Consider the following 23972-nt stretch of genomic DNA (forward strand, 5'->3'; position numbering starts at 1 on the left):
TCGGTCACCACAGAGGCTCTTCGCGGGCCGCGATCATGAACTCTGGAATTAGGCGGGCCGTCGGGGGTCTGGGGGCGGAGCCCCCAGCTTGGGGTTTGGGGCGGGAGCCCCAATGAGAGGCCCGAGCGGAGCGAGGACCTTTTCACAAGGCGTTGTGGGGGGCTCTTGAGGGGGCGGCGGTCCGGACAGCGCTTGTCTAGCCGGGGCTGTGGTGGGTTTTTAGGTGGTCTCGGGCGTCTTGCTCCAGGCGTTCGAGGAGTCTGGTCATGGGCTGCATCGTTGCGAGCAACTCGTTGCGCAGGCCGTCGAACTTGGCGCTCATCTCCGAGCGGAGGCCGTCGATGCGGGCGTTCGTGCCGTCCATCTTGGCATCCAGTTCGGTCCGCGTGCCCTTGACCTCCTTGCGGACGCCGTCGATCTTCGCGTCGAGTTCGGTGCGGGTGCCGTGGGCCTCCCTCCGGGCACTGTCGATCACCGCGTTGAGTTCGGCGCGGACGAGGCCCATCTGGCGGAAGATGACGGCCAGGAGGGCGAGGGCGGTCGCTACGAGCATGGCGAACTGGGACAGGTGCATGGCTGCGTTCCTTTCATCACTGAATGCTGACGTGACGATGGTCCGAAAGCGTCACTGTTGATCACAAGCCGACGCCGGAACTGTGGATAACTTCGTCCCGCCCGTGCTTTTCCGGGGGTCTGGGGGCGGAGCCCCCAGCTTGGGGTTTGGGGCGGGAGCCCCGATGAGACGGCCCGAGCGAAGCGAGGACCTTTTCACAAGGGCGCGGCGAAGCCTGGCGGGCAGTGCCTGCGCCCGGACCACAGCGCCTAGCCGGAGCTGTGGTGGGTTTTTAGGTGGTCTCGGGCGTCTTGGTCCAAGCGTTCGAGGAGTCTGGTCATGGGCTGCATCGTTGCGAGCAGCTCGTTGCGCAGGCCGTCGAACTTGGCGCTCATCTCCGAGCGCAGGCCGTCGATGCGAGCGTTCGTGCCGTCGATCTTGGCGTCCAGTTCGGTGCGCGTGCCGTTGATCTCTCCGCGGACGCTGTCGATGCGGGCGTTGAGTTCGGCGCGGACGAGGCCCATCTGGCGGAAGATGACGCCCAGGAGGGCAAGAGCGGTCGCCACCAGCGTTGCGATCTGGGGCAGGTGCATGACTGTTTTCCTTTCATCACTGGTTGCTGACGTGACGATGATGCGAAGGCGTCGTTGTCGATCACAAGCCGACGCCTACACTGTGGATTACTTCGTCCTGTCCGTGCTTTTAGGGGGTCTGGGGGCGGAGCCCCCAGCTTGGGGGTTGGGGCGGGAGCCCCAATGGGACGGCCCGAGCGGAGCGAGGACCTTTTCACAAGGGCGCGGCGGAGGCTGGAGTCCCTTCGCCTGGACCACAGCGCCTAGCCCGGGCTGTGGTGGGTTTTCAGGTGGTCTCGGGCGTCCTGGTCCAGGCGTTCTAGGAGCCTCGCGATGGGCTGCATCGTCGCTAGAAGCTCGTTGCGGAGGCCGTCGATGCGGGCGTTCGTGCCGTCGATCTTGGCGTCCAGTTCGGTGCGCGTGCCGTTGATCTCTCCGCGGACGCTGTCGATGCGGGCGTTGAGTTCGGTGCGGACGAGGCCCATCTGGCGGAAGATGACGCCGAGCAGGGCGATAGCGGTGGCTACGAGCATGGCGATCTGGGACAGGTGCATGGGCGTGTCCCCTTCGTCACTGGCTGTTGATGTGACGATCATCTGGGAACGCGGGCATTGATCACAAGCCGATGCCTGAGCTGTGGATAACTGCGTCCTGCCCGTATCTGAGCGATGTTTGTGGGGGTTAGGCGGGGGTCAGGTCTTTGGGGAGTAGGAGGGTGAGGTCGGTCAGGGAGGGGGCTGGGAGGAGGGCTATGCGGCCGGCCTGGCGGGTGATCATGCGGTCGAGGGTCTGGCGGGCGTAGCGGGCGTTGCCGAAGGTGCGGTCTCTCGGGACGGTGGCGAAGTGGGCGCGGAGGGCTTCGCGGGTTTCGGGGGAGAACTCGTAGCCGACGGTGGTGGCGGTGCGGGCGGCGATCTCGACCAGTTCGTCGTCGGCGTAGTCGGTGAAGGCGATGGTGTGGGCGAAGCGGGAGGCGAGGCCGGGGTTGGACGCGAGGAAGCCGGACATCTCGGTGGCGTAGCCGGCGGCGATGACGACGACTTCGTCGCGGTGGTCCTCCATGAGTTTGACCAGGGTGTCGACGGCCTCCTGGCCGAAGTCGCCGGTGCGGCCCTCGGGGGTGAGGGTGTAGGCCTCGTCGATGAACAGGACGCCGCCCCGGGCGCGGTCGAAGACCTCGCGGGTGAGCTGGGCGGTGTGGCCGATGTAGCGGCCGACCAGGTCGGCGCGGGCGACTTCGACGAGCTGGCCGCGGGGCAGGACGCCCAGGGCGCGCAGGAGTTCGCCGTAGAGGCGCGCGACCGTCGTCTTGCCGGTTCCCGGAGGGCCGGAGAAAACGAGGTGGTGGCCCACGGACGGGACGGGGAGCCCGGCGGCGCGGCGGCGGGACGCGGTGGCGGCGAGGTTGACGATGTCGGTGACCTGGCTCTTCACGCCGTCCAGGCCGATCATGGCGCGGAGTTCGGTGAGGAGGCGCGTGGCCTCGTCGGCCTCGGGGGCGCCGGACGGTGCGGGGACGCCGAGGTCGGCCGGTTCTAGGCGGACGAGGTCGGCGGGCAGTGCGTCGGGGCGGGCGGCGAGGCGCTGGGCCTGGCGTTCGACCATCTCCTCGAAGACGCGGCGGGCGGCGCGGCCGTTGCCGAAGTCGTCGCCCTTGTGGAGGGCGGCGAAGTGCGCGAGGAGCGCGCCGCGGGTCTCGGCGGCGAGCTCGTAGCGGTGCTGGACGCAGAGTCGCTCGACGATCGCGACGAGCTCTTCGTCGGAGTAGTCCGGGAAGGTGATCGTCCGGGTGAAGCGGGAGGTCAGGCCCGGGTTGGACGCGAGGAAGCGTTCCATGTCGGCGGCATAGCCGACGGCGATGACCACCACGTCGTCGCGGTGGTCCTCCATGAGTTTGACCAGGGTGTCGACGGCCTCGCGGCCGAAGTCGTGGCCGCTGCCGGGCTTCTGCGCGGTGAGGGTGTACGCCTCGTCGATGAACAGGACGCCGCCGACGGCCTTCTGGAACGCCTCGGTGGTCTTGATGGCCGTCCCGCCGATGACCTGCGCGACCAGGTCGGCTCGGGACACCTCGACCAGGTGGCCGCTCTTGAGGACGCCGAGTTCGGCGAGGATGCCGCCGTAGAGGCGGGCGACAGTGGTCTTGCCGGTGCCGGGCGGGCCCGCGAAGATCAGGTGGCGGCTCATCGGCGGCGCGGGGAGGCCGACCTCCTCCCGGCGGCGGGCCAGCTCGATCAGGTTCACCAGGCCGGTGACCTCGCGTTTCACCGCGTCCAGGCCGACCAGGGCGGCGAGTTGCTCGCGCAGCGCCAGCGGCTTGGCGGGCTCCTCGGCGGGCGCCGGGACGGCGGACGAGGCGGGCGTCTCGACCGTGTCCCCGTCGCCGTTGCCGAGGACGGTCAGGTTCTCGGCGCTCAGGTTCGCGCTCGGCTGCGTCTGCCGGAGCCCGGCGCCCGAATTGTCCCGGACGACCAGGTCCCGCAGCGCGACAGGTTCGGTGCTGTGGACGAGCAGCCCGTCGCCGCCGTTGCCGAACACCTCGGAGTCGCTCACCGCGGCGCGCGCGCCCGCGACGACCAGCACTCCGGCCAGGCGCGCGCCGTGGATCCGGGTGCGGGCGACGACCGCCTCGCCGCCCGCGCCGATGCGCAGGCCCTCGGCGCCGGCGGTGTCCAGGTCGCAGTCGCGGACGGTCGCGTGCGCGTCCTCGATCCGCAGGCCGGCGCCGCCCGCCTCCCGGACGGTCAGCCCGGCGAGGTGCGGCCGCGCTCCCCCGGCCGCGCGGACGCCGGGACCGCCGGTGCCGGTGATCTCGCCGTCCTCGACGCGGCCGTGCCCGCCGTCCAGGTCCAGGCCGGGACCGCCCGGCGCGGTGATCATCGGACGGCGCAGCAGCGGGTTCGCGCCGTCGGTCACGAGCACGCCGGTCCCGGCCGGGCCGGTGACGCGGAGCAGGTCGAACTCGGCGGCACTCTCCCCGGACAGCACGACCCCGTCGCCCGTCCCGCCGTCCACGGTCAGGTCGGAGAACACCGGCGAGGCGGCTTCAGTGACGACCACACCGGCGCCGGCATCTGCAACCCGGCAGCGCTCGAAGCGGCCCCGGGAACGGGAGGTCACTTCGATACCGGTGTCCGAGGTTCCGGACACTTCGCAGTCCACGAGCAGCGGATCGGTACCGCCCGCTAGGCGAATGCCCGGGGCGGACGCGCCCGCTACACGGATCCCCTCCAGCCTCGCGCGCCCGCGCGTAGCGAGGTGGACACCGGCGTCCGCGCACTCGCGCACGATCGTCCGCCGGACGGTCGTGGACGAGTCCTCCTCCAGCGCGATCGCGGGCTTGGCCGTCCCGGTGATCTCGCAGTCCTCGACGGTGCCGCGTCCGTGCCCGTTGGCGCACAGGCCGTTGCCGCGCGCGTCGCGCAGCACGCAGCGGCGGACGAGCGGGTCGCCGTGCCCGCCGATCACCACGGCGGACGTGCCGAGGCCCTCGACCACGCAGTCCTCAACGACGCTCTCCCCCGGCGCGGTCACCACGACGCCCGCGCCGGACGGGTTGGAGATGCGGCAGCCGCGCATCGCGAGGGTGCCCTCGTCGCGGCAGAGCACGGCCGTCCAGGACGCGCCGGTGATGCGGCAGTCGTCGATCGCGGCCTGGCCGACCGCCACGTCCACCGCGGGGGTGTCGGCGTCCTCGCCGGTGACGGTCAGCCCGGACAGCATCACGGCCTCGGCGGCGAGCAGGAACGCGCTGCCCTCGGCGGCGGCGATCTCGACCGTGCCGGGGCCGTCCGCCGCGAGGATCGTCACGACCCGCGTCACGACCAGGCTCTCCCGGTACCGTCCCGGCCCGACCGCGATGACCGCGCCGGACGGCGCGGCGGCGAGGGCCGCTTCGAGGGTGGAGTGGTCGGCGTCCGGGCCGGTGCCGACCCGCAACCGCTGCCGTGTCATTCAGGTGTCTCCGAAAAGGGGGTTCAGGGCTTGCAGATGGCACGCATGGCGCCCGCGGCGAGGTGCGCGCCGCTCCGGCTGCCCCAGTCGATGCCGCGGTCGTGCAGTTTCACGGTCAGGGACCCGCCGCTCACCGGGTACGAGCCGACGTCGACCCAGCTGTCCTGGTTCGAGGTCTGGTCCACGGTGAAGGCGGACCCGCCGACCGTGTAGTACGCGGGCGCGCCGCCGACGTCCTTGATCCCGCCGGACGGGACGTACACCGACAACTGGCAGGTCCCGTTCTGGACCTGCCCGGTGTCGAACGTCCAGAGCACCGAGTTCTCGCCGTCCTTGTTAGAGGCGCCCGTCATCGGGACGGTCGAGAACCGGCCGCTACATCCATTGCCCGGGGAGCTGCCGATGCGCGTGTGCCAGTCCTCGTTGTGCCCGATCAGCCGGTAGCCGCCGCCGGTGGAACTCGGGCAGCCGGGGCCCGCGAGCGCCGTGACGGAGACCGAGTGCGCCTTGTCGCCCTTCGGCGCGCCCGCGTTCGGCGCGCCGCCGGGCTTCTCGGGCGTCCCGTCGCCCGCCTTCCCGCCCGCTCCGCCGGACGGGCTGGTGGACGGCGCGCCGCCGCCCCCTCCGCCGCCGTTCCCACCGTTCCCGCCTCCGCCGCCCGTGCCGTCCGTGGGGGCGGGGCCGAGCTTGGGGTCGGTCACGCCCGGGACGTAGCCGGAATCGCCGGGCTTGTGCAGGCCGCCGAACGCGACCGGCTGCTCCTTCTTGCCCGAGTGGTCGCCGCCGCCCACGGTCGCCACGGCCAGCGGCACCGCGAGCAGGACGAGCCCGACGAGCACCGCCCCGGCCAGCGCGGGCTTGCTCGGCTTCCCGACGGCCTGCTCCTTCGGCTTCGCGGCGGCCGTCGTGGCGAGCGCGAACCCGCGTGCCTTCGCCTTGCCTTCGGCTTTCGCCTCGGCGTCGGCATCGGCTTCGACGTCCGCGACGGCCTCGGCTTTGGCGTCGGTTTTGACTGCGGCCTTGGCCTTCGCTTTCGCTTCTGCTTCGGCCTTCGCGGCCACCTTCGCCTCAGCGTCCGGCCCGAACCTGCGTCCGCCCTCAGCGCCCGTCCCTGCCGACGCGACCGGTCCGGCTTCCGCCTCGGTGCTCGTCCCGGCTTCCGCTTCGGCCTCGGTCTCGGGCTTCGCTTCGCCCTCCGCGCTCAGCGCGGCCGAGACCGCCTGGGCGTCGGCGGTCCCCGGCGAGGGCGCCGTCTCGTCCGGGACGGCCTGGTCACCCGCGTCCGTGGGACGCCGCGATCCGCGAGCGCCGTCGTTGTCCATCGCCGCTACCTCTCCCTGTCACATCCGCCGCGCCCGGCGGCGGACCCCGTCCGGTCGGCGCGCCGCGCCGGACCATCATTCCGATCTTGGACGTTCCGCGCGATCCGCCCTCGGCTCACGTGCGGGCTCCGCTCCCGGCTCACGTGCAACCACCGCCCCCGGCTCACGGGTGGCCTCCGGTGCCGCGGCCGGTCCGGGCCGGGGCGGGCTCGCCCGTGGCCGTGAGGATGAACTGGCCGTAGGAGTCCGCGTTCATGAGGCCGCGCAGCCCCATCGCGTACCAGTTCGCCTGCTTCTTCTTGATGTCCGCCTCGCTGGACCCGGTGTACGACCCCGGGTCCCGGACGTTGCGGTCGTCGTTGGGGATGACCACGTCCTCGGGCATCCCGTCGTAGAGGACCTCGTCGTTGTACGAGGAGTACTGGTAGTCGAGCGTCCCGGCGAAGCGGTGCGTGGCCTCGTGGATGAGGAGCCAGGTCAGCTCCGTGTGCCCGCCGATCTGCGCGAGCCGGATCGAGCTGGTCCGCTCGAACATCGGCGCCAGCTCGTCGCGTTCCATCTGCTTCGGGTCGGTGAGCCGCTGCCCGATCTCCGTCCAGGTCGGCTTCACCCAGCCGAGGTGGGTCGGGTTGCCGCCGGGGACGATCTTGATGCTCGCCTGCGCGGAGTCCAGGCCGTCCCGGACGCGGGTCAGGACGTCCACGACCCGGTCGACGTAGGTGAGGATCTCGTGCTGCGGCTTGTCGCGCAGCACCGGGAAGCTCGAATCCAGGGCCTTGCGGACGGGGTGGTCCGGGTGCAGCGGATGGTCGGTGGAGCGCATCGTCTGCGGGGTCCGCAGCTTGGATCCGAGCAGGTCGACGACCTGGTCGATCCTGCGCTTGGCGTCGGCGACGGCGTTACGCGTCCGCTGCTCCTTGACAGCGTAGTTCTCGACCGTGCCTTCGGCTTTGATCGACACGTTGGCGCTGCTGTAGAGCTTGCCGGTGGCCTGGTCGAACTGGTCGCCGTGCAGCGGACGCGGCGGAACCCCTTCTGGCCCGCCGTCCGGGTGCGTCTGGTGGGGAGCGTTCACGTTCACCCACTGGCCGGTACCGCCGTCGTAGCGCCAGACCGGCGACGGGACGAGCGGCGCTTGGTCGAGCGGCGGCGCGGACGGGGTGTCCGTCGTGTCGTCCGGGCGCGGAACGTCGTGGTGCGCCTGCTTCGCGATCTCCTCGATGCGCGTGAGGTCGTGCTCCGTCAGCACCTTGTCCTGCGTAGCCGCGACGGAGTGCATGACCCCCTCAGACGAGACGGACGAGGACGAGTGCAGAACCGCGCCGCGCTCGTAGTCGTCCGGCAGCCCGAGGTAATGCAGGAGTTCGTGCGTGAGCTGCCGGTGGTCGTTCTCCACGAAGACGTGGTCCTGCTTCGGGGTGCCCGCGCCCGGCGACACCTTCATCCGGACGTGCGCCCGGTCGGGGTCGCCCACGCGCTCCACGCGGACGTGCAGCTGGTTGCCGCCAGTAGGCAGGTGGAATCGCTGGTTCACCAGCAGGTCCAAGCCGTCCTGCATCCGCTGGTGCAGGCCGTCAAGCTCGCCGCCCGAGACGCCCGAGACGCCCGAGTCGGACGAGTCGAAGTGCACGCGGAGCGTGAACTCGCTGACACTCTTCCCCTCGATCTTGTATTCGCGCAGGTCGTAGCGGATGCGCGTGGTCTCCTGGCGCAGCCCGCCGAGCGCGGAGACGATGTCGTCGTAGAGCCGGTCGCCGCCTTGCGGGTGCAGGAGTTCGGTCCGCTCGGTCCAGAGCGACTTCGGGGTGGTCTCGTCCCGAAGGTGATCCCAGGCGTCGGGGTGGAGGTTTTCCGACACGGCTTCCACGGTCGGGTGGGCCGCGTGGAACTTGCCGTCCTTCAGGACGACCGTGACGTCGCGTCCGCCGCCGGACTCGTTGAACGTCTGGAACGTGCCGTCCTCCGCGACGACCGTGAGCCGGACGCCGAACTCGCGCGCGGCGAGGTCGGGCAGAAGGTCGGCGGCAGAGTGATCCCAGCCGTCGCCGCCACGGGACAGCATCGTCCGCGCGAGGGCGTGGCGCTGTGCACCCGTGAGCGGCTGCGAATGCGGCATGACCTTCAGCGCGTCGAACTCGTTCTGCTGCGGCCCGCCCAACCGGATTCCGGCGGCCTCCAACTCCTGCGGGGTGAAGGTGTCGGTGTCGTCCACAGCCAGAACGTCGGCGTAACGCCGCTGGTTGGCCGGACGATCGAACGCGCTGAGCAGCTTCGCATGGACGTCCTCGGAACTCCCCACCGAGGGAAGCAGTTCGCTCAGCGCATGCTGGAGCGAACGCCCTTGAGGCGAAACCGAATCCGACAGTTTCAGCAGAGAACCGGTAGGCGAGGTGACCTGGTCGTCCGCGATGGTGAAGCGTGGCGGCTGGTCGTCCTCGTCCTTGGAAACGGTAAGGACAGCAGGCTCGGCGGACGGATCAGCGGTGAGCCGGGCCGCGTTGGCCCGGGCGTCGCGCCAGCGCTTCTCGGCGTCCGCGACGGCCAGCCGGGACGCATCGGTGTCGATCCGGGCGAGGTTCTCGCGGGCGCGCGCGGCGGCTTGGAGCGCCTCCGCCTCGGCCTGCCGCGCTGCTGCCGCCTTACGCCGCGCCTCGCGAAGCTCCGACGCGGCCCGGTCACGACGCCCGGCGGTCTCCGAAAGGGCATTCCGGTCGCGATCGAGCAGAGTTTCCGTCTCCCGCAAAGCCGCGGACGAACGGTCCGCCCGAACCTCCGTCTCGCGGATCTTCCGGTCGCCGTCCTCGACCGCGGTAAGCAGCCGCTCGTGCCGGGATTCGGCCTCGGCGACCCGTGCATCAGCGTCCCCAGCAGCCGAAGTCAGCTCCGAGACGCGTCGCGAGGCCGCCGAAAGGTCGCGTTCGGCGTGCTCGAACGCGGTGCGTGCGTTGTCGGTGCGGCGCTGCGCCTCGTCCCGGGCGGCCGGAGGCTTCGTCACGTCGTTGATGTGCGCGTCGCGTTCGGCGATCGTGTCGGCCCAGCGGCGGTAGCGGCGCGCGTACCGCTGCCGCGCCTGCTCCTCCTCGTCGCGGGCCCTGCCCAGGGAGTCGCGGGCCTGATCACGGATGGACCGCTGCTCGGTCAGGTCGCGAGTCGCGGTGTCAAGATCGTCCTGGTGCCGCGTCTGCTCGTCGCGCAGGCCGCGGAGTTCGGACTGCGCGCGGTGCAGGTCGGCACGGTGCAGGTCCCGCCGCCTCTCCAGCTGCCCGATCGAGTCCTGGAGCTTCGCCGCCTGGTCGTCGAGGTCGCGATGCCGCCGGTCGAGCCGGGAGGCGTCCGACTCCGCGGTGCGGCGTTCGTCGCGGCGGTTCTCGTGCGTCAGGTTCGCGCGGTCGCTCGCCGCCCGCGCCTCCTGGAGGACGGTCGCCGGGTCGCGGTCCCCGGCGTTCTCCTTGAGCCGGTGGACGGTGTCGTCGTGCTCGCGGCGCTTCTCGGTCCACGCGTCCTCGGCCTCGCCGTCCGCGTCCCACGCCTTCTTGACGGCGTCCGGGTAGCGCTCCTCGGTGAGCAGCCCGAACCGCTTCGCCTCGGACTCGCTGAGCCACAGCGTGACGTGCGTGTCCGCTTCCGTCTGCCGGGCACGCAGCGAACGCGGCGTATAGAACGGCGTGTGCTGCGCCATCCAGGTAGCGGCGTCGGAGTCGCGGACGCGCCGGTGCGCCTGCGCAACGGTCGTCAGCCGAACCGGAACGCGGAACAGGAACGAGCGTTCGGCGGGCGGCTCGTTGGACGTCGCGGTCGTCGTGCCCGGTTTGCGATTCCCGGTGTCGCCGCTGCCCGAGCCGACGATCCCCGGGTTGGGCGCGCCGGTCGTCTGGAAGCCGTCGTGCGCATCGTCCCCGGTCAGGACGAGCGTGGGCGACGCGGTGCTGCTCGCCTCGGTGCCGAACTCGATGTCGGAGCCCGCCGCAGCCTTGGTCGTCCCGCCGAGGGTGACCTTGTCGGACGCCGTGAGCAGCTCGGCGCCGGACACGTCGATCTCCGGACGCAGCGAGACGGTCAGGTCCGTCCCGCCGATCAGCGCGCGGTCGGGTAGCCGGGGCAGGACGACCGGCTCGCCCGTGGACAGCGCCTTGTACAGCAGCGCCTTGAACCCGGTCGCGTTCAGCAGTCCGGACAGCGCCTCACCTGCGGCGCTTCCCGGACGCGTCAGGTTCGGCGACCCGACCGGCGGCGGGGTTCCGGACGGCCCGTCCCGGCGCGTGCTGGTCGCGGCCCGGACGGCGGTGTGGACCGATTCGCGCAGGTCAGAGATGTGATCCAGGGCGTGGATCGCGAACTTGTCGGACGACAGCTTGTCCCACGTGCCGCCCTTGCCGTCCCGGACGAGCGGCCCGGGCGCGCCGGGTTCGGTCACCTTCGCAGCCGCGTGCTCCACCGGATTCGGCGCGTCGTGCCGTAGCGCGCCGCCGGGACGCAGCAGGCTCGTCGAGATGTACTCGCGGACGGTCCCAGCGGGGATCGTCCGCGGCAGCTCCTTGCCGTCCAGGGTGAAGGTGATCCGCAAGGAGACGTCGGTGTCGAAGCGTGCCTCCGAGCCCTTGTAAGTGATCGTGCTGGACGTCGTGTGCGTGCTCGACTCGGTCGTCCCGTCGGTCTGCTTGCGGCCGCCGTCCACAGTCACGCTCGGGCCGGCGCCGACGAGCTTCGGGTCGGGGGTCTTGATCGCCTCACCGAGCGTCATGTTGGCGTTGAGGCCGCCGACGCTCTTCGACACGGCCTTGTCCTCGGCGGACGCCAGCTCGGACGCGACCTCCAGCTCGGTGTCGTGCCCGAGGCCGTGGAACTCCGGTTCGCCGTTCCGGACGAGTTCCAGCGTGAGGCGTCCGCTCGAACTGCTCAGCTTGAGGTCTTTCAGGTCCTGGATCGGGTCCCAGCCTCCGTCGGTTCCGGTCTTGCGGTCGCCCTCGAACTTCCACAGCAGGCGGTTCGCGGTGCGGAGCCGCGAGGTCAGGCCGCCGCCCTCCATCGCATCGGCGAGCGACGGCAGCGCGTGGTCGGAGATCAGCGCGCGCAGCCGGTCGCGGCTCGGCGCGTCCAGCTTCACGCCGGCGTCCGCGAGGAGCTTCTCGGCCTCCTGCACGACGGTGTGCGCGGACGGCGGGTGGGTCATGTACGCGGGCGAGCGCGTCCAGTCCTCCTGGTGCCACGGCTCGTCCTTCACCGGAGCGACGTCCGGCGCCCCGTCGAGCCACAGGTGCAGCTCGTTCTCGGGGACGTAGATCAGCGCGCCCGCCTCGACGTTCACCTCGCGGCTCGCCGCCGGGCGCGGCGCGACCTCGGTGAACGCGAGCGGCCCGGTCTTGCCGACCTTCGCCGCGAGGGCGAACGACACGTCCGCGACGATCGGCACCATCCAGCCGGTGTACTTGCGGGACTGCTTGCCCGTCGCGGTGAGCGACAGTCCCTTGGACACGCTCTTCGCGACGTCGAGCAGGCTCGCGCCGGGCCCGTAGGACGCCAGGTCGTTGGGGCCGTGGTTGCCGCTGTAGCCGAGCGCGGCCGTGATCTTGTGGGTGAGGCCGGTGCCGGTCGTCCTGCCCGCCACCTGGTCCAGCCCGGCCGACAGCTTGGTGCTCATACGCACGGGCGGGCCCGCCAGGCGGTGGTTGGTGAGCGCCATCCGCAGCCCGACGTCGGCGACCATGTCCCGGAACGGGCCCTCCGCGCGGACGCCCGGCACCTGGAGCCCCTCGGCGAACCGCTGCGGCGCGCTGCGGACGACCGGCTGGCTCAGCAGCGCCTCCAGCAGGTCGTGCGGCCCGGAGCCGGGCTCGGTGTACTGCCACTGGTCGCCGGACGCCTCGCGCAGCACCTCGGTCAGCGCGTGGTTCAGGCCGTCGGTGACGATGTCCTCCAGCTTGTAGGACTCGCCGAGCAGCTCGTCCTTCGGGCCTTTGCCGAAGGTCCCTCCGGCGAGCTGGTCTGCGGTCTCGGTGAAGGTCCGCCGGTTATCGGTAGGACGCGGCGTGATGTCCTGGAACCGCGCCGGGTTGTGGTTGTGGGTGAGCCGGTCGGGGACGAGCAGGACGATCTCGTCCTTGTGGGTCAGCGGCGCGTCGTCGCCGCCGGTCAGAGGCCGCGTCTCCGAGCGGTTCACGAACTGCTCCAGCGCGCCGACACCGAGCACGCGCTTGAGCTTCCGGGGACGCGAATAGGTCGTGACGTCGGCGGTGAGGTTCGCGTTGTACTTCCAGCGGTTCGCCGGGCCGTCGAAGGACGACTCCCCCGAGGACGAGTACGTCGTGCCGTAGGCGGTCTTCTCCGTCCGCTTGCCGCCGCCCTTGTAACCGGCGGCCGCCTGGACGCCCTGGCTGGTCTTGTCGCCCTGGTCGTGGGCGAGGCGGAGCGTGACGTCCAGGCCGGCCTCGAACCCCTGGGTGTCGGTCTGCGAACCGTCCGCGCGGCGGGTCGCGGCGGCCGTCCGGGAGAGCGACGCCACGTCCCGGGACGCGCCGTCGAAGGCCCGGTCGGTCAGCTCGGCGCGCAGCCTGACCACGACGGTGTGCATGCGCCCGTCGTGCATCTGCTTCAGCTTGACAGGGACGCCGTCGTTGACCAGCGAGCTCAACTGCCCCTGAAGCTGCGCCTGCCGCATCGCGGTCCGGAGCCGCTGGGTGTTCTCCTGCGCGCGCCGGTAGGACAGCTCGTTCGGGAAGTCGTCGCGGCGCTGACCTGGGCGGACGACCAGGTGCGGCGGCAGGTCGCTGCCCGGCCGGGACAGCGCGTCCAGCAGCTCGTGGTGGAAGTCCTCGGCGTGGTCGAGGCCCTCGACGGCGTGCGGGCCGAGCAGGCGCGGCCGGTCCTTCGGCAGGTGGGACGGGGCGGGCGGCTCGGAGCGGTCGCGTCCGGCGTCCCATCCGGCGAACGCGCGCGCATCGGACGGGGTGAGCCGGTCGAGCGTGACCACCGGCCGGGTCTCGCTCGTGCCGTCCGGCAGGTGGACCGTGATGTCGCGCCGCACCCGGTAGAGCGGCAGCTCGGAGTACTTGACCTTGGACGTGTCCGCCGCCGACGCGCCGCCCGTGGACGCCTGCTCGGACGAGTTGGTCACCTTCACCGACGCCGCGGCGCGTCCGGAGAGCTGGAGCGCCCCGAAGGAGTGCGAGACGGACGGCCCGCCCGACACGTCCAGGCTGACCGAAAGGGTGTCCTTGGTTCCGGTCTCGGCCTTGACCTGCGACGCGACCGATGTACTGCCGGTCACCTTCGTCCCGGCGCCGACCAGTTCGATGCCCGTGACGCGCGACCGGACGCCGAAACGGCCGTCCAGGCCGGGCAGGTTCGCGGTGGTGAGCATCTCGTGCTGCGCCGCGTTCTGGTTCGCGAGCAGGTTGTCGGCGGACAGCAGGCGGTTGACCTCGCTCCGGTGAGCGCCCGGCCGCGCCAGCTCGGGATGGTTCCTCGCCAGCCAGTTCATGGCGGTTTCGCGGAGTTCGCGAACCGAGCTCATCCCTTCCGAGTGGACGACCGTCAGCGGACGGGACGTCGCGGGCTCGTAGGCGAGCGGGATGCGGCTCGGGCGCGCATCGACGTCCTTGGTGGAGGTCAGGTCGTCCGAGATGCGGGCCGTGATGCCGTGCCGCATCCCGAAGGACGCGGTGTGCGAGGCGCCCTTGGACGGCGTGATCGTCAGCTCGAAGAACGCGTCGCCCCGGAACAGGTGCGACAGCCCCGCCGAGGTCTCGCCCTTCGCCTTGACCTGCGAGTTCAGGACGTGCGAGACGCCCTGCGCCTGCGAACCGGTGAGGCCGGCCGACACCATGCCCGCGACCTTGGTGTCCGCGACGGCCCCGGACGTCGGCAGGCCCGAGACCGTCATGCCCGTTTCGGACGCCTTCACCGCGACCTGGAAACGCGTGCTCGCCTGCTTCGCCGTGCTCGCGATCGCGTCCGCGCCCTCGTGGGACGAGACGACCTTCGTCTTGTCGCCCTGCGGATCGGCCGCCGTCCAGTTGCCGCCCTTCAGCGTCAGGCGGACTTCGTGCGGACGCCCCTTCGCATCGGTGTAGGTGAATGCGCGCCCGTCACCGGCGAGCGTGCCGGGCGCGGCATGGACCGCGTGCCGCAGGTCGGCGGGGAGGCGGTCGACCGGCACGCCCGTCCGCTCGCTGATCGCGTTGAGCACCTGGGACGTGCCGAGCAGCTTGACCTCGGCGCCGCCGAACGTCTCGTCGAACAGGGCGGGCAGCTTGCGGTCGCCGTCCTCGAACGTCACGGTGCTTCCCGCGACGTTCTCCGGCTTCGGCATGGTCCGGACGAGCCTGGGCTGCTGCTGATCGGTGGGCAGCGGTTCGAGTCGGGTGCCTTCCTGCTCGTCCTCCGGCGCTTGGCGCGGATGCTGCGGGCTGGTCGGCGGGTGTTCGGGCGCTGCGTGCGTCGTCGTCGTGGCGCCGGGGCTGAGCCAGGCGTCGCTCTGGTTTTCGATCTTCTCCAGGTGGCCGGGGAGCAGGCCCGGCGCGTCCTCGTCGTGGAGGGCGCCGCTCATCAGCCCCTCCCCTTCGAGCGCCGCGCCGCCGCCGAGCAGGCGGTTCGGACGGGCGTAGCCGTCGCGCAGGCCGAACGAGTGCATCACCTCGTGCACCCACGCGCGCGGCGGAGCCCCTGCGAACCAGGTCGCCGTGTCGGACCGTCCGTTCCCGGGGACGACCTTGACCTGCGTGTGCGCGCCGGAGTCGACGAACTCGACCCGCACCCGGAACTCCTCGCGGCTGCGCGGTAGGGCGGACCCGACGTTGACGAGCCGGTCCAGCTCGTCCGCGAACGAGGTCTTGAGCGCTTCGAGCTGCTCGGGCGGGAGGCCGCCGCCGTCCAGCTGCACCCGGACGACGTGCTCGCGGACCATGCCCCCGCCGCCGAGCGGATCCGGGACGCGCCGGACGGCGTACCGCACCGGATCGGGCGAGCCGAGTTCCTTGACCGCCTCGGACAGGCCGCTCGCCCGGGAGTTCCGCGCCGAGGCGAGCGGATCGAAGTCGTCCGTGGCGATCTCGGTGTAGCGCGCCGGCGGCTCGTCCGACGTGGAGGTCGTGGACGTGGTCTTCGGGCGCACGTCGGGCTGGTTCGGCGTGCCGCCGACCGTCTTGGTCTCGTTGACCGGCGTCGGGACCGTCTTCGCCTCGGTGCTCGTCGGCGTCGAAACGGTCTTCGTTTCGTTGACCGGTGTCGAGACCGTCTTGGTTTCGGTGATCGGGGTGGAGACGGTCTTCGGCTCGTTCAGCGGGACGGGGTGGTCACCGGGCGGGAGCGAGGTCAGGTGGGACGTGTCGAAGGCGACCGCGAAGTGGCCGGACGAGCCGAGCGGGGTGACGCCGAGCGCCTTCAGGCCGGCGAGGCTGCCGTGGAGCATCACCTCGTGGACGCCGCCCATCGCGGCCCCGGCGACACCGCTCAGCCAGGACGTGTGGAACTCGTGGCTCGGGTCGAAGACGAGGTTGTACATGCCCTCGGTGAGCATCCCGGCCCCGGCGTTGCTGACCGCGCGCAGCCCGAAGCCGCCGATCTTCGGCAGCACGTCATTCGCGGCGCCCGCCAGCGCCTTGTTGATCGCGCCGGGCAGCTCGTGGGCGAACAGGTCGCGGGTCGGCGGGGTGAGCTTCCCGGCGCTGCCTCCGAGGTCCCGGCCGAGGTCCCGGCCGAGGTCGCGTTCGAGGAGGTTGCCGAGATCCTTCTTGCCCCAGTTCTCGGCCAGGTTGCGTCCGTAGCGGCTGCCGAGGTCGCGGGCTGCGTCGTTGCCGAGCGTCCCGCCGAGGTGCTGGGTGAACAGGTCGCCGAAGCCCCGGGACATGTTGTCGGCAGCGGACTTCGGCAGCGGCGTCCGCTCGGTGAGGTGCTTGAAGAAGTCGCTGCCGTGCGGCTTGAGGACGTTCCCGAGGTCGTGCTGAAGTTCGGGCCCGAGCCCTTTGAGTCCCTTGAGCTCCTTGTCGAGGTTCTTGCCGAACCGGCTCAGGAAATGGCTGAGGTACTGGGCGAGCCTGCCGAGCGGGCCGCCGACGAGCCCACCGAGCAGGCCCATCTCCGCGCTCTGGATGGTGAGCTGGGTGTCCCAGTCGGTGCGCGAGCCGTTCGCGATCTGGATGCGCTGGATGATGGCGTCCATCGCCAGCATCCCGGCCTCGCTGATCACGACGTGCTTGATCATCCACTCCCAGAGGAACTGGAAGACCTTCTGGATCACCGTCCGGGAGACCTCCTCGGCCACCTCGGCCTCGGCCGCCGCGGCCGGGTTGAACCACCAGGTCGCCAGCGCCCACGCGATCTCCAGCGCGAGCTGGATCAGCTGCGCGATGATCATGTACTTGGCGTACTCGACGTTCGCCGCGGTGTCGCGGGCGAACTTCGCCAGCAGGTCGGACGCCTCGGCGGCGGCCGACAGGTAGCCGGGCCGGCCGTCCACGAACACCGACATCGAGTCGCGGAACTGGTCGGAGGTGTCGGCGTCGAACTCCGACTGCACCTCGTTGATCGCCTGGACGACCAGCCCCGGCAGGACGCCGCGCAGGTCGTGCGCGGTGTGCTGGTAGACCGCGGCGAGTTCCCGGAGGGCGTCCTCGTTCGCCTTCGGGAACTCCATCCCGGTCAGCCCCTTGAACAGGCCGATCAGGCCGTCCGGCAGCTCAAGCGCCATGCGTGTTCCCGCCGTCCTCAGCGGCGGGGGTGGAGGTCATGGCCCAGCTCGGTGTTCTCCATCTCGGTCTTGCCGAAGCGCTTGGCGGTGCCGAGCAGGACGTCCGCGCTGGACTCGAACCCGTGCGGGAGGCTCTGCATGAGCCTGCCCAGGTTCTCCCGCGCGGGCCCGTACACCTCGTGGAACTTGCCGCCGGTCTCGTCGTCGCCCCAGCACGCGCCGAGCAGCTCCAGGGACGTCGCGTGCCGGTCGGCGATCGCCCTGGCGACCCTGGCCAACTCGGCGACGGCGCTGCTGCGGTCGGCCAGGCCGTCCGGGTCGACGGACAGGAAGTCGGCCATCAGAACGCCCCCAGGAACGAGCGCAGGCGCTCCTTGTCCGCGCGCAGCGGCTCGAACGCCTCGCTGACCTGCTCGGCCATCGTCCGCTGCGCCTCGACGACGGTCTCGCTGACGGCCGCGGCGAGTTCCGCCGGGGCCATCGTGCGGTACCGGGTGGTGTTGAAGGTCAGGCCGACGAGCCCGCCGCGCGCGTCAACCGTCGCCGTGACCAGCCTGTTCGCGGACGTCGCCGACGCCGTCCGCTCCCGCAGTTCGGCTCCCGTGCTGCGCAGCCTCGCCGTCTGCTCCGCCAACTGTCCGAGCGCCTGCTGGAGCTGCTCCTGGAACGACGTACTCATATTCGGCTTCCGTCCTGCTTCTGCGCTTGGCGCGGCGGCCGAGGACCCCGGCACTGCGCTTACCGTCCTGCCAGGTCCCCTCGTCCTCCGACACCCATGTCGTGCGTTCGCGTTCGGCGTTCTGCTGCCCGCCCGCGCCGCCGCCCTGCGCGCCGGCGGTCGGCGGGTAGAGCGGGACGCCGCCCTGGCCCTTGGCGGCCGAGCCGTCCGCCTGCGGGGACAGGCTCGGGTCGGCGACGGTCTTCGGGAGGCCGCCGGTTCCGTTCCCGGTGCCGAGTTCGCCGCTGCCGCCCGTCCCGCCGGGGATGCGGCCCCCGCCGCTGCTGGTCGGCACCTTGCCCATCTGGTTCTGGAGGCGGCGCAGTTCCTTTTCGGCCTGCTTCCGCGCGTCCTCCTGCGCCTTGGCGAGCGCGTCGGCCTGCTTGCGCGCCTCGTCGCGGAGCCGGGCCGCGTTCTCCTCGGCATTCTTGCGGGCCTGCTCCTCGGCCTTCTTCAGGTCGTCGAGGTACTTCTGCTGGGCCTTGCGGCGCTTCTCGTCCTCCTTGGCGGCGTTCTTGTTGCCGTTCGGGTTGTTCGTGCTCGGGACGAACCCGTGGCCGCCGCCTTTGGGGTTGTTCTTGCCCTGGCCGGGTCCGGTGCCCGGGCCGTTGCCCGGGCCGTTCTTGCCCGTGCCGTTCGTATTGTGCGAGCCGCCCGGCGTCAGGCTGCCGGAACCGCCGCCCTGCGGGCCCTTCGAGCCGTTCGGGCCCTGGCCGTTCCCGTTCCCGTTGCCCGTTCCGTTGCCGTTACCGTCGCCGGTGGTGCCACTGCCGGGGCCTTTGCCGTCGGGGCCCTTGTCACCTGATCCCGGGCCATTGCCATTGCCGGAGTTCTTCGGGTCGAACGGGTTGCCGGAGCCACCGCCGCCCGCCAGCGGCGAGGACGGCAGGTACCGCTGCATGTGGCCCTCGGCCGTCAGGTAGGCGTTGTTGAGCGTGGACATGGCGGAGGTGGCCGGGACGTCGAGCTTCTCGCCGACCGACGTCAGCCACTTCAGCTTCGCCGCCGCGGACAGCGCCTCGTAGAAGGACGGGAGCGACGCGTCCATCCCGTTGCCGAAGCGGTACGGCGCGTTCGCGTTGGTCGGCGGGGACTGCATCCACTCGTCCACCACGGCGCTCAGCGCGCCCATCGGCATGGACAGCGGGTCCGCGCGCCAGGTCCAGTAGGCCGTCCGGAGCGAGTTGAGCGCGGTGACCAGGTTGTTCTTCGCGGTGAGCAGCGCGACGCCCATCGGCGGCTCGGCGCTCATGTGGTCGTGCAGGAGCGTGAAGCCGACCGACAGCCTGTCGATCAGCTTCCAGATCTCGTCGGCGGCCTCGCCCTTGAGCGCGGCCTCGTCGCCGCCGAGCCCGCTCTGCCAGCCCTTCACCTTGGCCTGCGTGGTCTCCAGCCAGGAGATCACCTGGCCGAACTGGGTGGCCAGCTCGTCGAACGAGCCGAGCCGGACGGCCTTGGTGTCCTCGCCGCGCGCCGCCGAGTCGAGGATGTTGATCGCGTTGACCGAGTACTGCTCGATCGGGCTGTTCGCGCCGTTGCCCAGCTCGTGCTTGGGACCCTCGCCGCCCTTCGGCCCCCACGGGTAGTCGAAGGTGAAGAAGTAGGTGTAGCCGCCGACCGACCACGTCCTGACCATGTCGTGGCTGCCCGCCGACGAGGTGGACGAGCTTCCGTAGGAGTAGTAGCGGATCCACTGCACCGACGGGTCCGACACGGCCGACCGCGTGGGGACGGCCGGCAGCGTCTTGCCGTCGGTGAAGCTGTTGATCGCCAGCTCCCAGGTGCCCATCCCGCCGGTCGCGGGACCGTCGCCCTGGTTGTCGGTGAGCGGGTCGCCCGGCTTGATGCTCTTCGTGTTCGTCCCGTCGTCGCCGAACGTGGGCTCGTGCGAGTCGATCGGCTTGGTCATCAGGACTTCCCGGACGGATCTCCGGACGACCCGCCGGGCTGGTTCGAGCCCCCGCCCGGCTGGTTCGAGCCCCCGCCGGGCTGCGTCGAACCACCGCCGCCGGACGTCGGCGCGAGCGTGTTGAGGATCGCGTCGACCTCGGCGACCGTCAGGCCGTTCTCCAGCTCGGTCTTGTCGGCGGTGGCCAGCGTCAGCTCGATCGCGTCGACCATCTGGCCGAGCGTGCCCTTCAGCGCGTCCCGCCAGGTCACCACGCTCTTGGCGGCGGTCTGCACGGCGGTCGCGAGCCCGGCGCCGCCCGGCAGCAGCGTGCCCGCGCCCGGCTCCAGCGTCTTGTCGGTGACGTTGCCCATCGACACGAGGCCCGGGGCGGTGGTGACCTCGGTGGCGAGCGGCGTGACGTCCTTGCTCTCGAAGTCCCTCAGCCAGGCTTCGTCGATCTTGATGGTCTCCGCCATGTCAGCGGATCTCCGACCACTGGAAGGACAGCTTGGCGTCGGTGCCGGAGTAGTTCGCGCGGATCTCCACCAGCGCCTGCTGCGCCTTGGTGAGGACCGTCCGCATGTCCTCGACCTTGGCGTTCCAGGCGTTCTGGACGGCCTGGTAGGTCTGCGGGTTCTCACCCAGCCACTGCGACTTCAGCGGCTCGATCTGGTCGTTGAGGTGCGCGACGATCGCGCCGACGCGGAGGGTGGCCTGGGCCAGGTCGTCGGTGACGCTGTCGACGGTGCCGGTGTGGACGGTGTAGTCGGGCATGGATCTCTCCTTCGGGAGGCGGGGGGAAGGCGGGGCGAGGCGGCGCGGCGGGTCGGTCCGCGGCGCGCGGCCGGCGGCGGCGGGTAAGCCCGCGGCGCGCGGCCGGCGGGGGCGGGTCAGCCCGCGGCGCCGAGCTCCTTGCCGATCCAGGCCATCGCTTGGTCGATGTTGTCGTTCTCCATGCGCTTGTAGGACGCGTCGTGGCTCATCAGCAGGTTGCCCATCTCCTCGATCTTGGAGATCACGCCCTGCAGGTCGGTGAGCCACTCGTGCACCGCGTTCTGGTAGCGGGTCGCCGCCTCGCCGGTCCACCCCGCGCTGAGCGAGCCGCGGATCTCGTCCACCATCAGGTGCACGCCCCGGCAGTCGCCCGCCGCGGTCTCCAGCGCGCGGATGCCGGTGGTCATCGCCTGGTCGGTCGTCTGGAGCGTTCCGGGCACACCCTGGTCAGCGGTCATGGCGGATCCTTCTCGCGGGGGGTCGAGCGGGGTCGTGGGACGCGGACCGCCGGGCGGGCCGCGGCAGGCGGTAGTTGATCACAGCCGCCGGGGCCGATTCCAGAGCCCAGACGAAAATTTGAAACAACGTTCACCTATCGGGCGGAACCCGACGTTCCCCTCGCCCGTCACGGCGTCGGCCTACCAGCCCATCGCGCACGGGAGCACCGGGGCGGACGCCGAGCCGGACCGGACCGCGCCCGCGTCCAGCACCGGACCGGTCGGCAGCAAGTCCAGGACAGTCCCGGGGAGCATGACGTCGCCGGAGTAGCCGAGCGCCTTCGCCGCGTCCGCGTTCGGCACGGGGTACTTCACGCCCTCGTCAGTGACCAGGTAGTCGGTCGCGACGCGGGGCCGTCCGGCGGCGGGCAGTGCGGCGGCCAGCACGCCGTGGCCGGGACGCGTCCCGATCAGGTCGGGGGCGGCACAGGACGGCGCGGTGTTCGGCTGGGCGGTGACGGACCGTCCGCCTACCCGGTCCTGGGGCACGAGCGATACGGCGACGTCGGCGGTGTCCGCGCCGGGCGCAATCCGCACGCACGGGAGGCCGCCGGAGCCTGCCGCGGCCGGAGCGGGCGGGGCCGGAGGGAGGCCGTCGTCCGGAGGCGGCGCTACCGAGGTCGTCGCCGACGACAGGACGCGCGGCTCCCCCGCGTCCGTGCGGTACAGGTCGAACAGGGTCGCGGTGAGCGGGGTGAGGCCCTCGCGGCGGAGTTGGTAGTACTGGTCCGAGCCGCCCGCGACATGCAGGACGAACAGCTGCCCGACCTTCGCGGGCCGTCCTGCGACCGGGGTACCGGGCTTGCCGGCGCCGGGCAGGACGGGCGCGGCGAGTTCCGGCCCGGCCGCCACCGCGTTCAGGAACGGCGCGCCGACCGGGTAGGGCGTGACCGCGCCGTACCCGAGCGCACCGAGCGCGGCCTGGCCGATCTTCAACCGGTGCCCGCGCCACAGCAGGTAGCGGGCCTTGTCCGGGCCGCTCACCACCAGCGCATGCTTGTCATCGAGCGCCCCGCCGGACGGCGCGGACGCCACGTCCAGCACGGTCTTGCCGCCGTCCGAGCAGACCTGCCACGGGTCGGCGGTGAGCCGGGACTGCGGCGGCAGCGCGTCCGGCGCGCCGGGAATGCCGAGCGGCGCGCCGCGCGGGACGTTCCGCAGCGCGTCGCGCCCGACCCTGTGCATCTCGGGCTCGTGCCCGGCCAGCAGCCGCGCCGAGGAGTAGTTCAGCAGCGGGTGCAGCGAGCCGTCGAGGTAGACGAACCGGGCGCCGGTCTCGCTCTCGGTGACGACCGTCCCGGCCTTGCGCCAGGCGTCGCCGCCGCCCGTCACCACCCCGTACACGACCGCGCCGACGCACACGATGACGGCGAGGCACGCGCCGACCAGGAGACCTTGCGTGGTGCGGACGGTCGGCGGTTCGGGGACGTCGGGCTCGGCGCGCAGCATGCCGGTGGTCAGCCGGTTCACCACGAACCGGTGCGCCTGGACCTGGTCGCGTCGGGTCTGCATGGCCGTCCCCTCAGCTCAGCGCGCCGCGCAGCGCGTCGTACACGCCGAGATTCCACAGCACGAGCGGGATCAGCCCGATCGCGGCGAGCGTGTGCAGCACGTCGGCGGCGCGTCCCCAGTACGGCAGCGTCCGGCGGCCGGGCAGCGACCAGGCCGCGACGGCGAGCGCGGCGGCGGCGAGCATGCAGCCCGCGAGCGCCGCGCCGCGCGCCGGGCCGTGCGCGGTGACCGCGAGGAGGCCGAGGCCGAACGCGGCGGGCAGCACCATCGCCAAGCGCTGCCAGGCGCCGCCGAGCGCGCGGGCGTGCAGCAGGAGCAGCAGGCACAGCACCCCGGCGATGCCGTCCCGCAGCCCGGTCCGGTGCCCCGCGAGGACCAGCACGCCGAGGCAGGCCGCGCACAGCGCGCCCGCCGCCGCGTACAGGCCGGTCATGTACCCGTCGGCGACGGCCGAGCGGCGCAGCGTGTCGGCCGCCGGATGCGGCTCGATGCCCTCCTGCAGCTGGTCGGCGTTGGTCGGGAGCGGCGGCAGCCGGAAGCCCGCGAGCCGGAACGCGAGCACCGGGACGAACGCGCCGAACACCATGACCAGCACCGCGACGGCCCCCGCCGCCTGCGACGGGCTGTAGTCGCCGAGCACCATGAACGTCCCGCCGAGCACCGACGAGAGCGTGATCACCGCGACCGCGAGGAACAGCGGCGCGCATACGGCGACTCCTGCGAGCGCCAGCGCTGCTGCGCCCGTCCCGGACGCGCCGCCCGCCAGCAGCCGCGCGCCAATCAGCTTGTCCCCGGCGGGGCCGTGCGGGACGAGCGCGCCAAGCGCCGCCGCGTACGGGACGGCCGCGAGCCCGAGCGCGGTGGCCGAGCCGCCGTCGCCGAGCGCCCGCGCCGCGAGCGTCGCGCCGATCAGCAGCAGGACGGCGAACGCCGCGCACAGCGGGACCCGCGCGGACGCCGGGCCGGTCAGCGCCGCGATGCCGAACGCGGCGGCGAGCGCGGCGACCGACAGGCCGATCAGCAGGTGGTGGGTGAACGCGGGCCGCCAGGCGTCCGGCCGCTCGCGCATCCCGGTGGCGATGCCGTCCACCAGGTCGTCGAAGTGGATCCGCGGCAGCCGGTCGGCGCGCGGGCGCAGGTGGACGGTCTCGCCGTCGCGCAGGCCGAGGTCGGCGGCGCCGCGCTCGGTGTCCAGCGGGTCCTCGCCCAGCCGTTGCAGCACCCAGCCGCCCGCCGCGTCGGCCCGGGCCTCGCCGGGGGCGGCGCCGGCGCGGGCGTGCTCGACCAGCACGGGCAGCAGCTCGGCGAGCGGGACGTCCGCCGGGACCGCCAGCTCGAAGCGGCGGCCGGGAGCCCGGACGGTGAGCCGGCACAGGCCGGCCGTCGTGGTGTCGGTCACCTGGAGTCACCCTTCTCGGTAGGACACGGCAGGGCACGGTGGGGCGGGAGGCCGCGCGCGGTGCACGAACGCGCAGCGCGCGGGGCACCGCGGAGT

The 23972-nt window shown here is 71.9% G+C and carries 14 protein-coding genes; all 14 read right to left on the reverse strand.

Annotation, left to right across the window (positions count from 1 at the left end; translation table 11 throughout):
* Window positions 1-196 precede the first annotated feature (196 nt).
* Window positions 197-574, reverse strand: a complete 378-nt coding sequence (locus FHU30_RS10185) for an autophagy-related protein 17 (RefSeq protein WP_253874403.1) — start codon at window positions 572-574, stop codon at window positions 197-199.
* A gap of 248 nt (window positions 575-822) precedes the next feature.
* Window positions 823-1146: an apolipoprotein A1/A4/E family protein gene (locus tag FHU30_RS10190; RefSeq protein WP_253874405.1), complete on the reverse strand. Its 324-nt coding sequence runs from the start codon at window positions 1144-1146 to the stop codon at window positions 823-825.
* 242 nt (window positions 1147-1388) lie between these two features.
* Complete coding sequence (locus FHU30_RS10195) at window positions 1389-1679, reverse strand: hypothetical protein (protein ID WP_253874407.1); 291 nt, start codon at window positions 1677-1679, stop codon at window positions 1389-1391.
* A 127-nt stretch (window positions 1680-1806) separates the two neighbouring features.
* Entirely contained in the window at window positions 1807-5079 is a 3273-nt protein-coding gene (locus tag FHU30_RS10200; protein ID WP_253874409.1) for a right-handed parallel beta-helix repeat-containing protein, read from the reverse strand.
* Window positions 5080-5102: 23 nt separating this feature from the next.
* Window positions 5103-6401 carry a hypothetical protein gene (locus FHU30_RS10205; protein WP_253874411.1) on the reverse strand — a complete coding sequence of 433 codons (1299 nt, stop codon included), beginning with the start codon at window positions 6399-6401 and terminating at the stop codon, window positions 5103-5105.
* A 163-nt stretch (window positions 6402-6564) separates the two neighbouring features.
* Window positions 6565-17085: a WXG100-like domain-containing protein gene (locus FHU30_RS10210; protein ID WP_253874413.1), complete on the reverse strand. Its 10521-nt coding sequence runs from the start codon at window positions 17083-17085 to the stop codon at window positions 6565-6567.
* A gap of 17 nt (window positions 17086-17102) precedes the next feature.
* A complete protein-coding gene (locus FHU30_RS10215; RefSeq protein ID WP_253874415.1) occupies window positions 17103-17426 on the reverse strand; it encodes a WXG100 family type VII secretion target in 324 nt (107 codons plus the stop codon).
* Window positions 17426-17719 (reverse strand): YbaB/EbfC family nucleoid-associated protein, encoded by a 294-nt coding sequence (locus tag FHU30_RS10220; RefSeq protein WP_253874417.1) that lies wholly within the window; start codon window positions 17717-17719, stop codon window positions 17426-17428. Before FHU30_RS10220 ends, FHU30_RS10215 begins: the two co-directional genes overlap by 1 nt.
* Window positions 17619-19712, reverse strand: a complete 2094-nt coding sequence (locus FHU30_RS10225) for a hypothetical protein (RefSeq protein ID WP_253874419.1) — start codon at window positions 19710-19712, stop codon at window positions 17619-17621. The genes FHU30_RS10220 and FHU30_RS10225 overlap by 101 nt, the downstream gene beginning before the upstream one ends.
* Window positions 19712-20170, reverse strand: coding sequence for a hypothetical protein (locus tag FHU30_RS10230; RefSeq protein WP_253874425.1), 459 nt, complete (start codon window positions 20168-20170; stop codon window positions 19712-19714). The genes FHU30_RS10225 and FHU30_RS10230 overlap by 1 nt, the downstream gene beginning before the upstream one ends.
* A gap of 1 nt (window position 20171) precedes the next feature.
* Window positions 20172-20468 carry a WXG100 family type VII secretion target gene (locus tag FHU30_RS10235; RefSeq protein ID WP_253874426.1) on the reverse strand — a complete coding sequence of 99 codons (297 nt, stop codon included), beginning with the start codon at window positions 20466-20468 and terminating at the stop codon, window positions 20172-20174.
* A gap of 116 nt (window positions 20469-20584) precedes the next feature.
* Window positions 20585-20926: a WXG100 family type VII secretion target gene (locus FHU30_RS10240; protein WP_253874427.1), complete on the reverse strand. Its 342-nt coding sequence runs from the start codon at window positions 20924-20926 to the stop codon at window positions 20585-20587.
* Between the two features lie 180 nt (window positions 20927-21106).
* Window positions 21107-22477 carry a type VII secretion protein EccB gene (gene eccB, locus FHU30_RS10245; RefSeq protein WP_253874428.1) on the reverse strand — a complete coding sequence of 457 codons (1371 nt, stop codon included), beginning with the start codon at window positions 22475-22477 and terminating at the stop codon, window positions 21107-21109.
* 10 nt (window positions 22478-22487) lie between these two features.
* Window positions 22488-23876: a type VII secretion integral membrane protein EccD gene (eccD, locus tag FHU30_RS10250; protein ID WP_253874430.1), complete on the reverse strand. Its 1389-nt coding sequence runs from the start codon at window positions 23874-23876 to the stop codon at window positions 22488-22490.
* Between the last annotated feature and the right edge of the window lie 96 nt (window positions 23877-23972).

The sequence above is a fragment of the Actinomadura rupiterrae genome (assembly GCF_024172125.1).
GTDB classification, from domain to species: Bacteria; Actinomycetota; Actinomycetes; order Streptosporangiales; family Streptosporangiaceae; genus Spirillospora; species Spirillospora rupiterrae.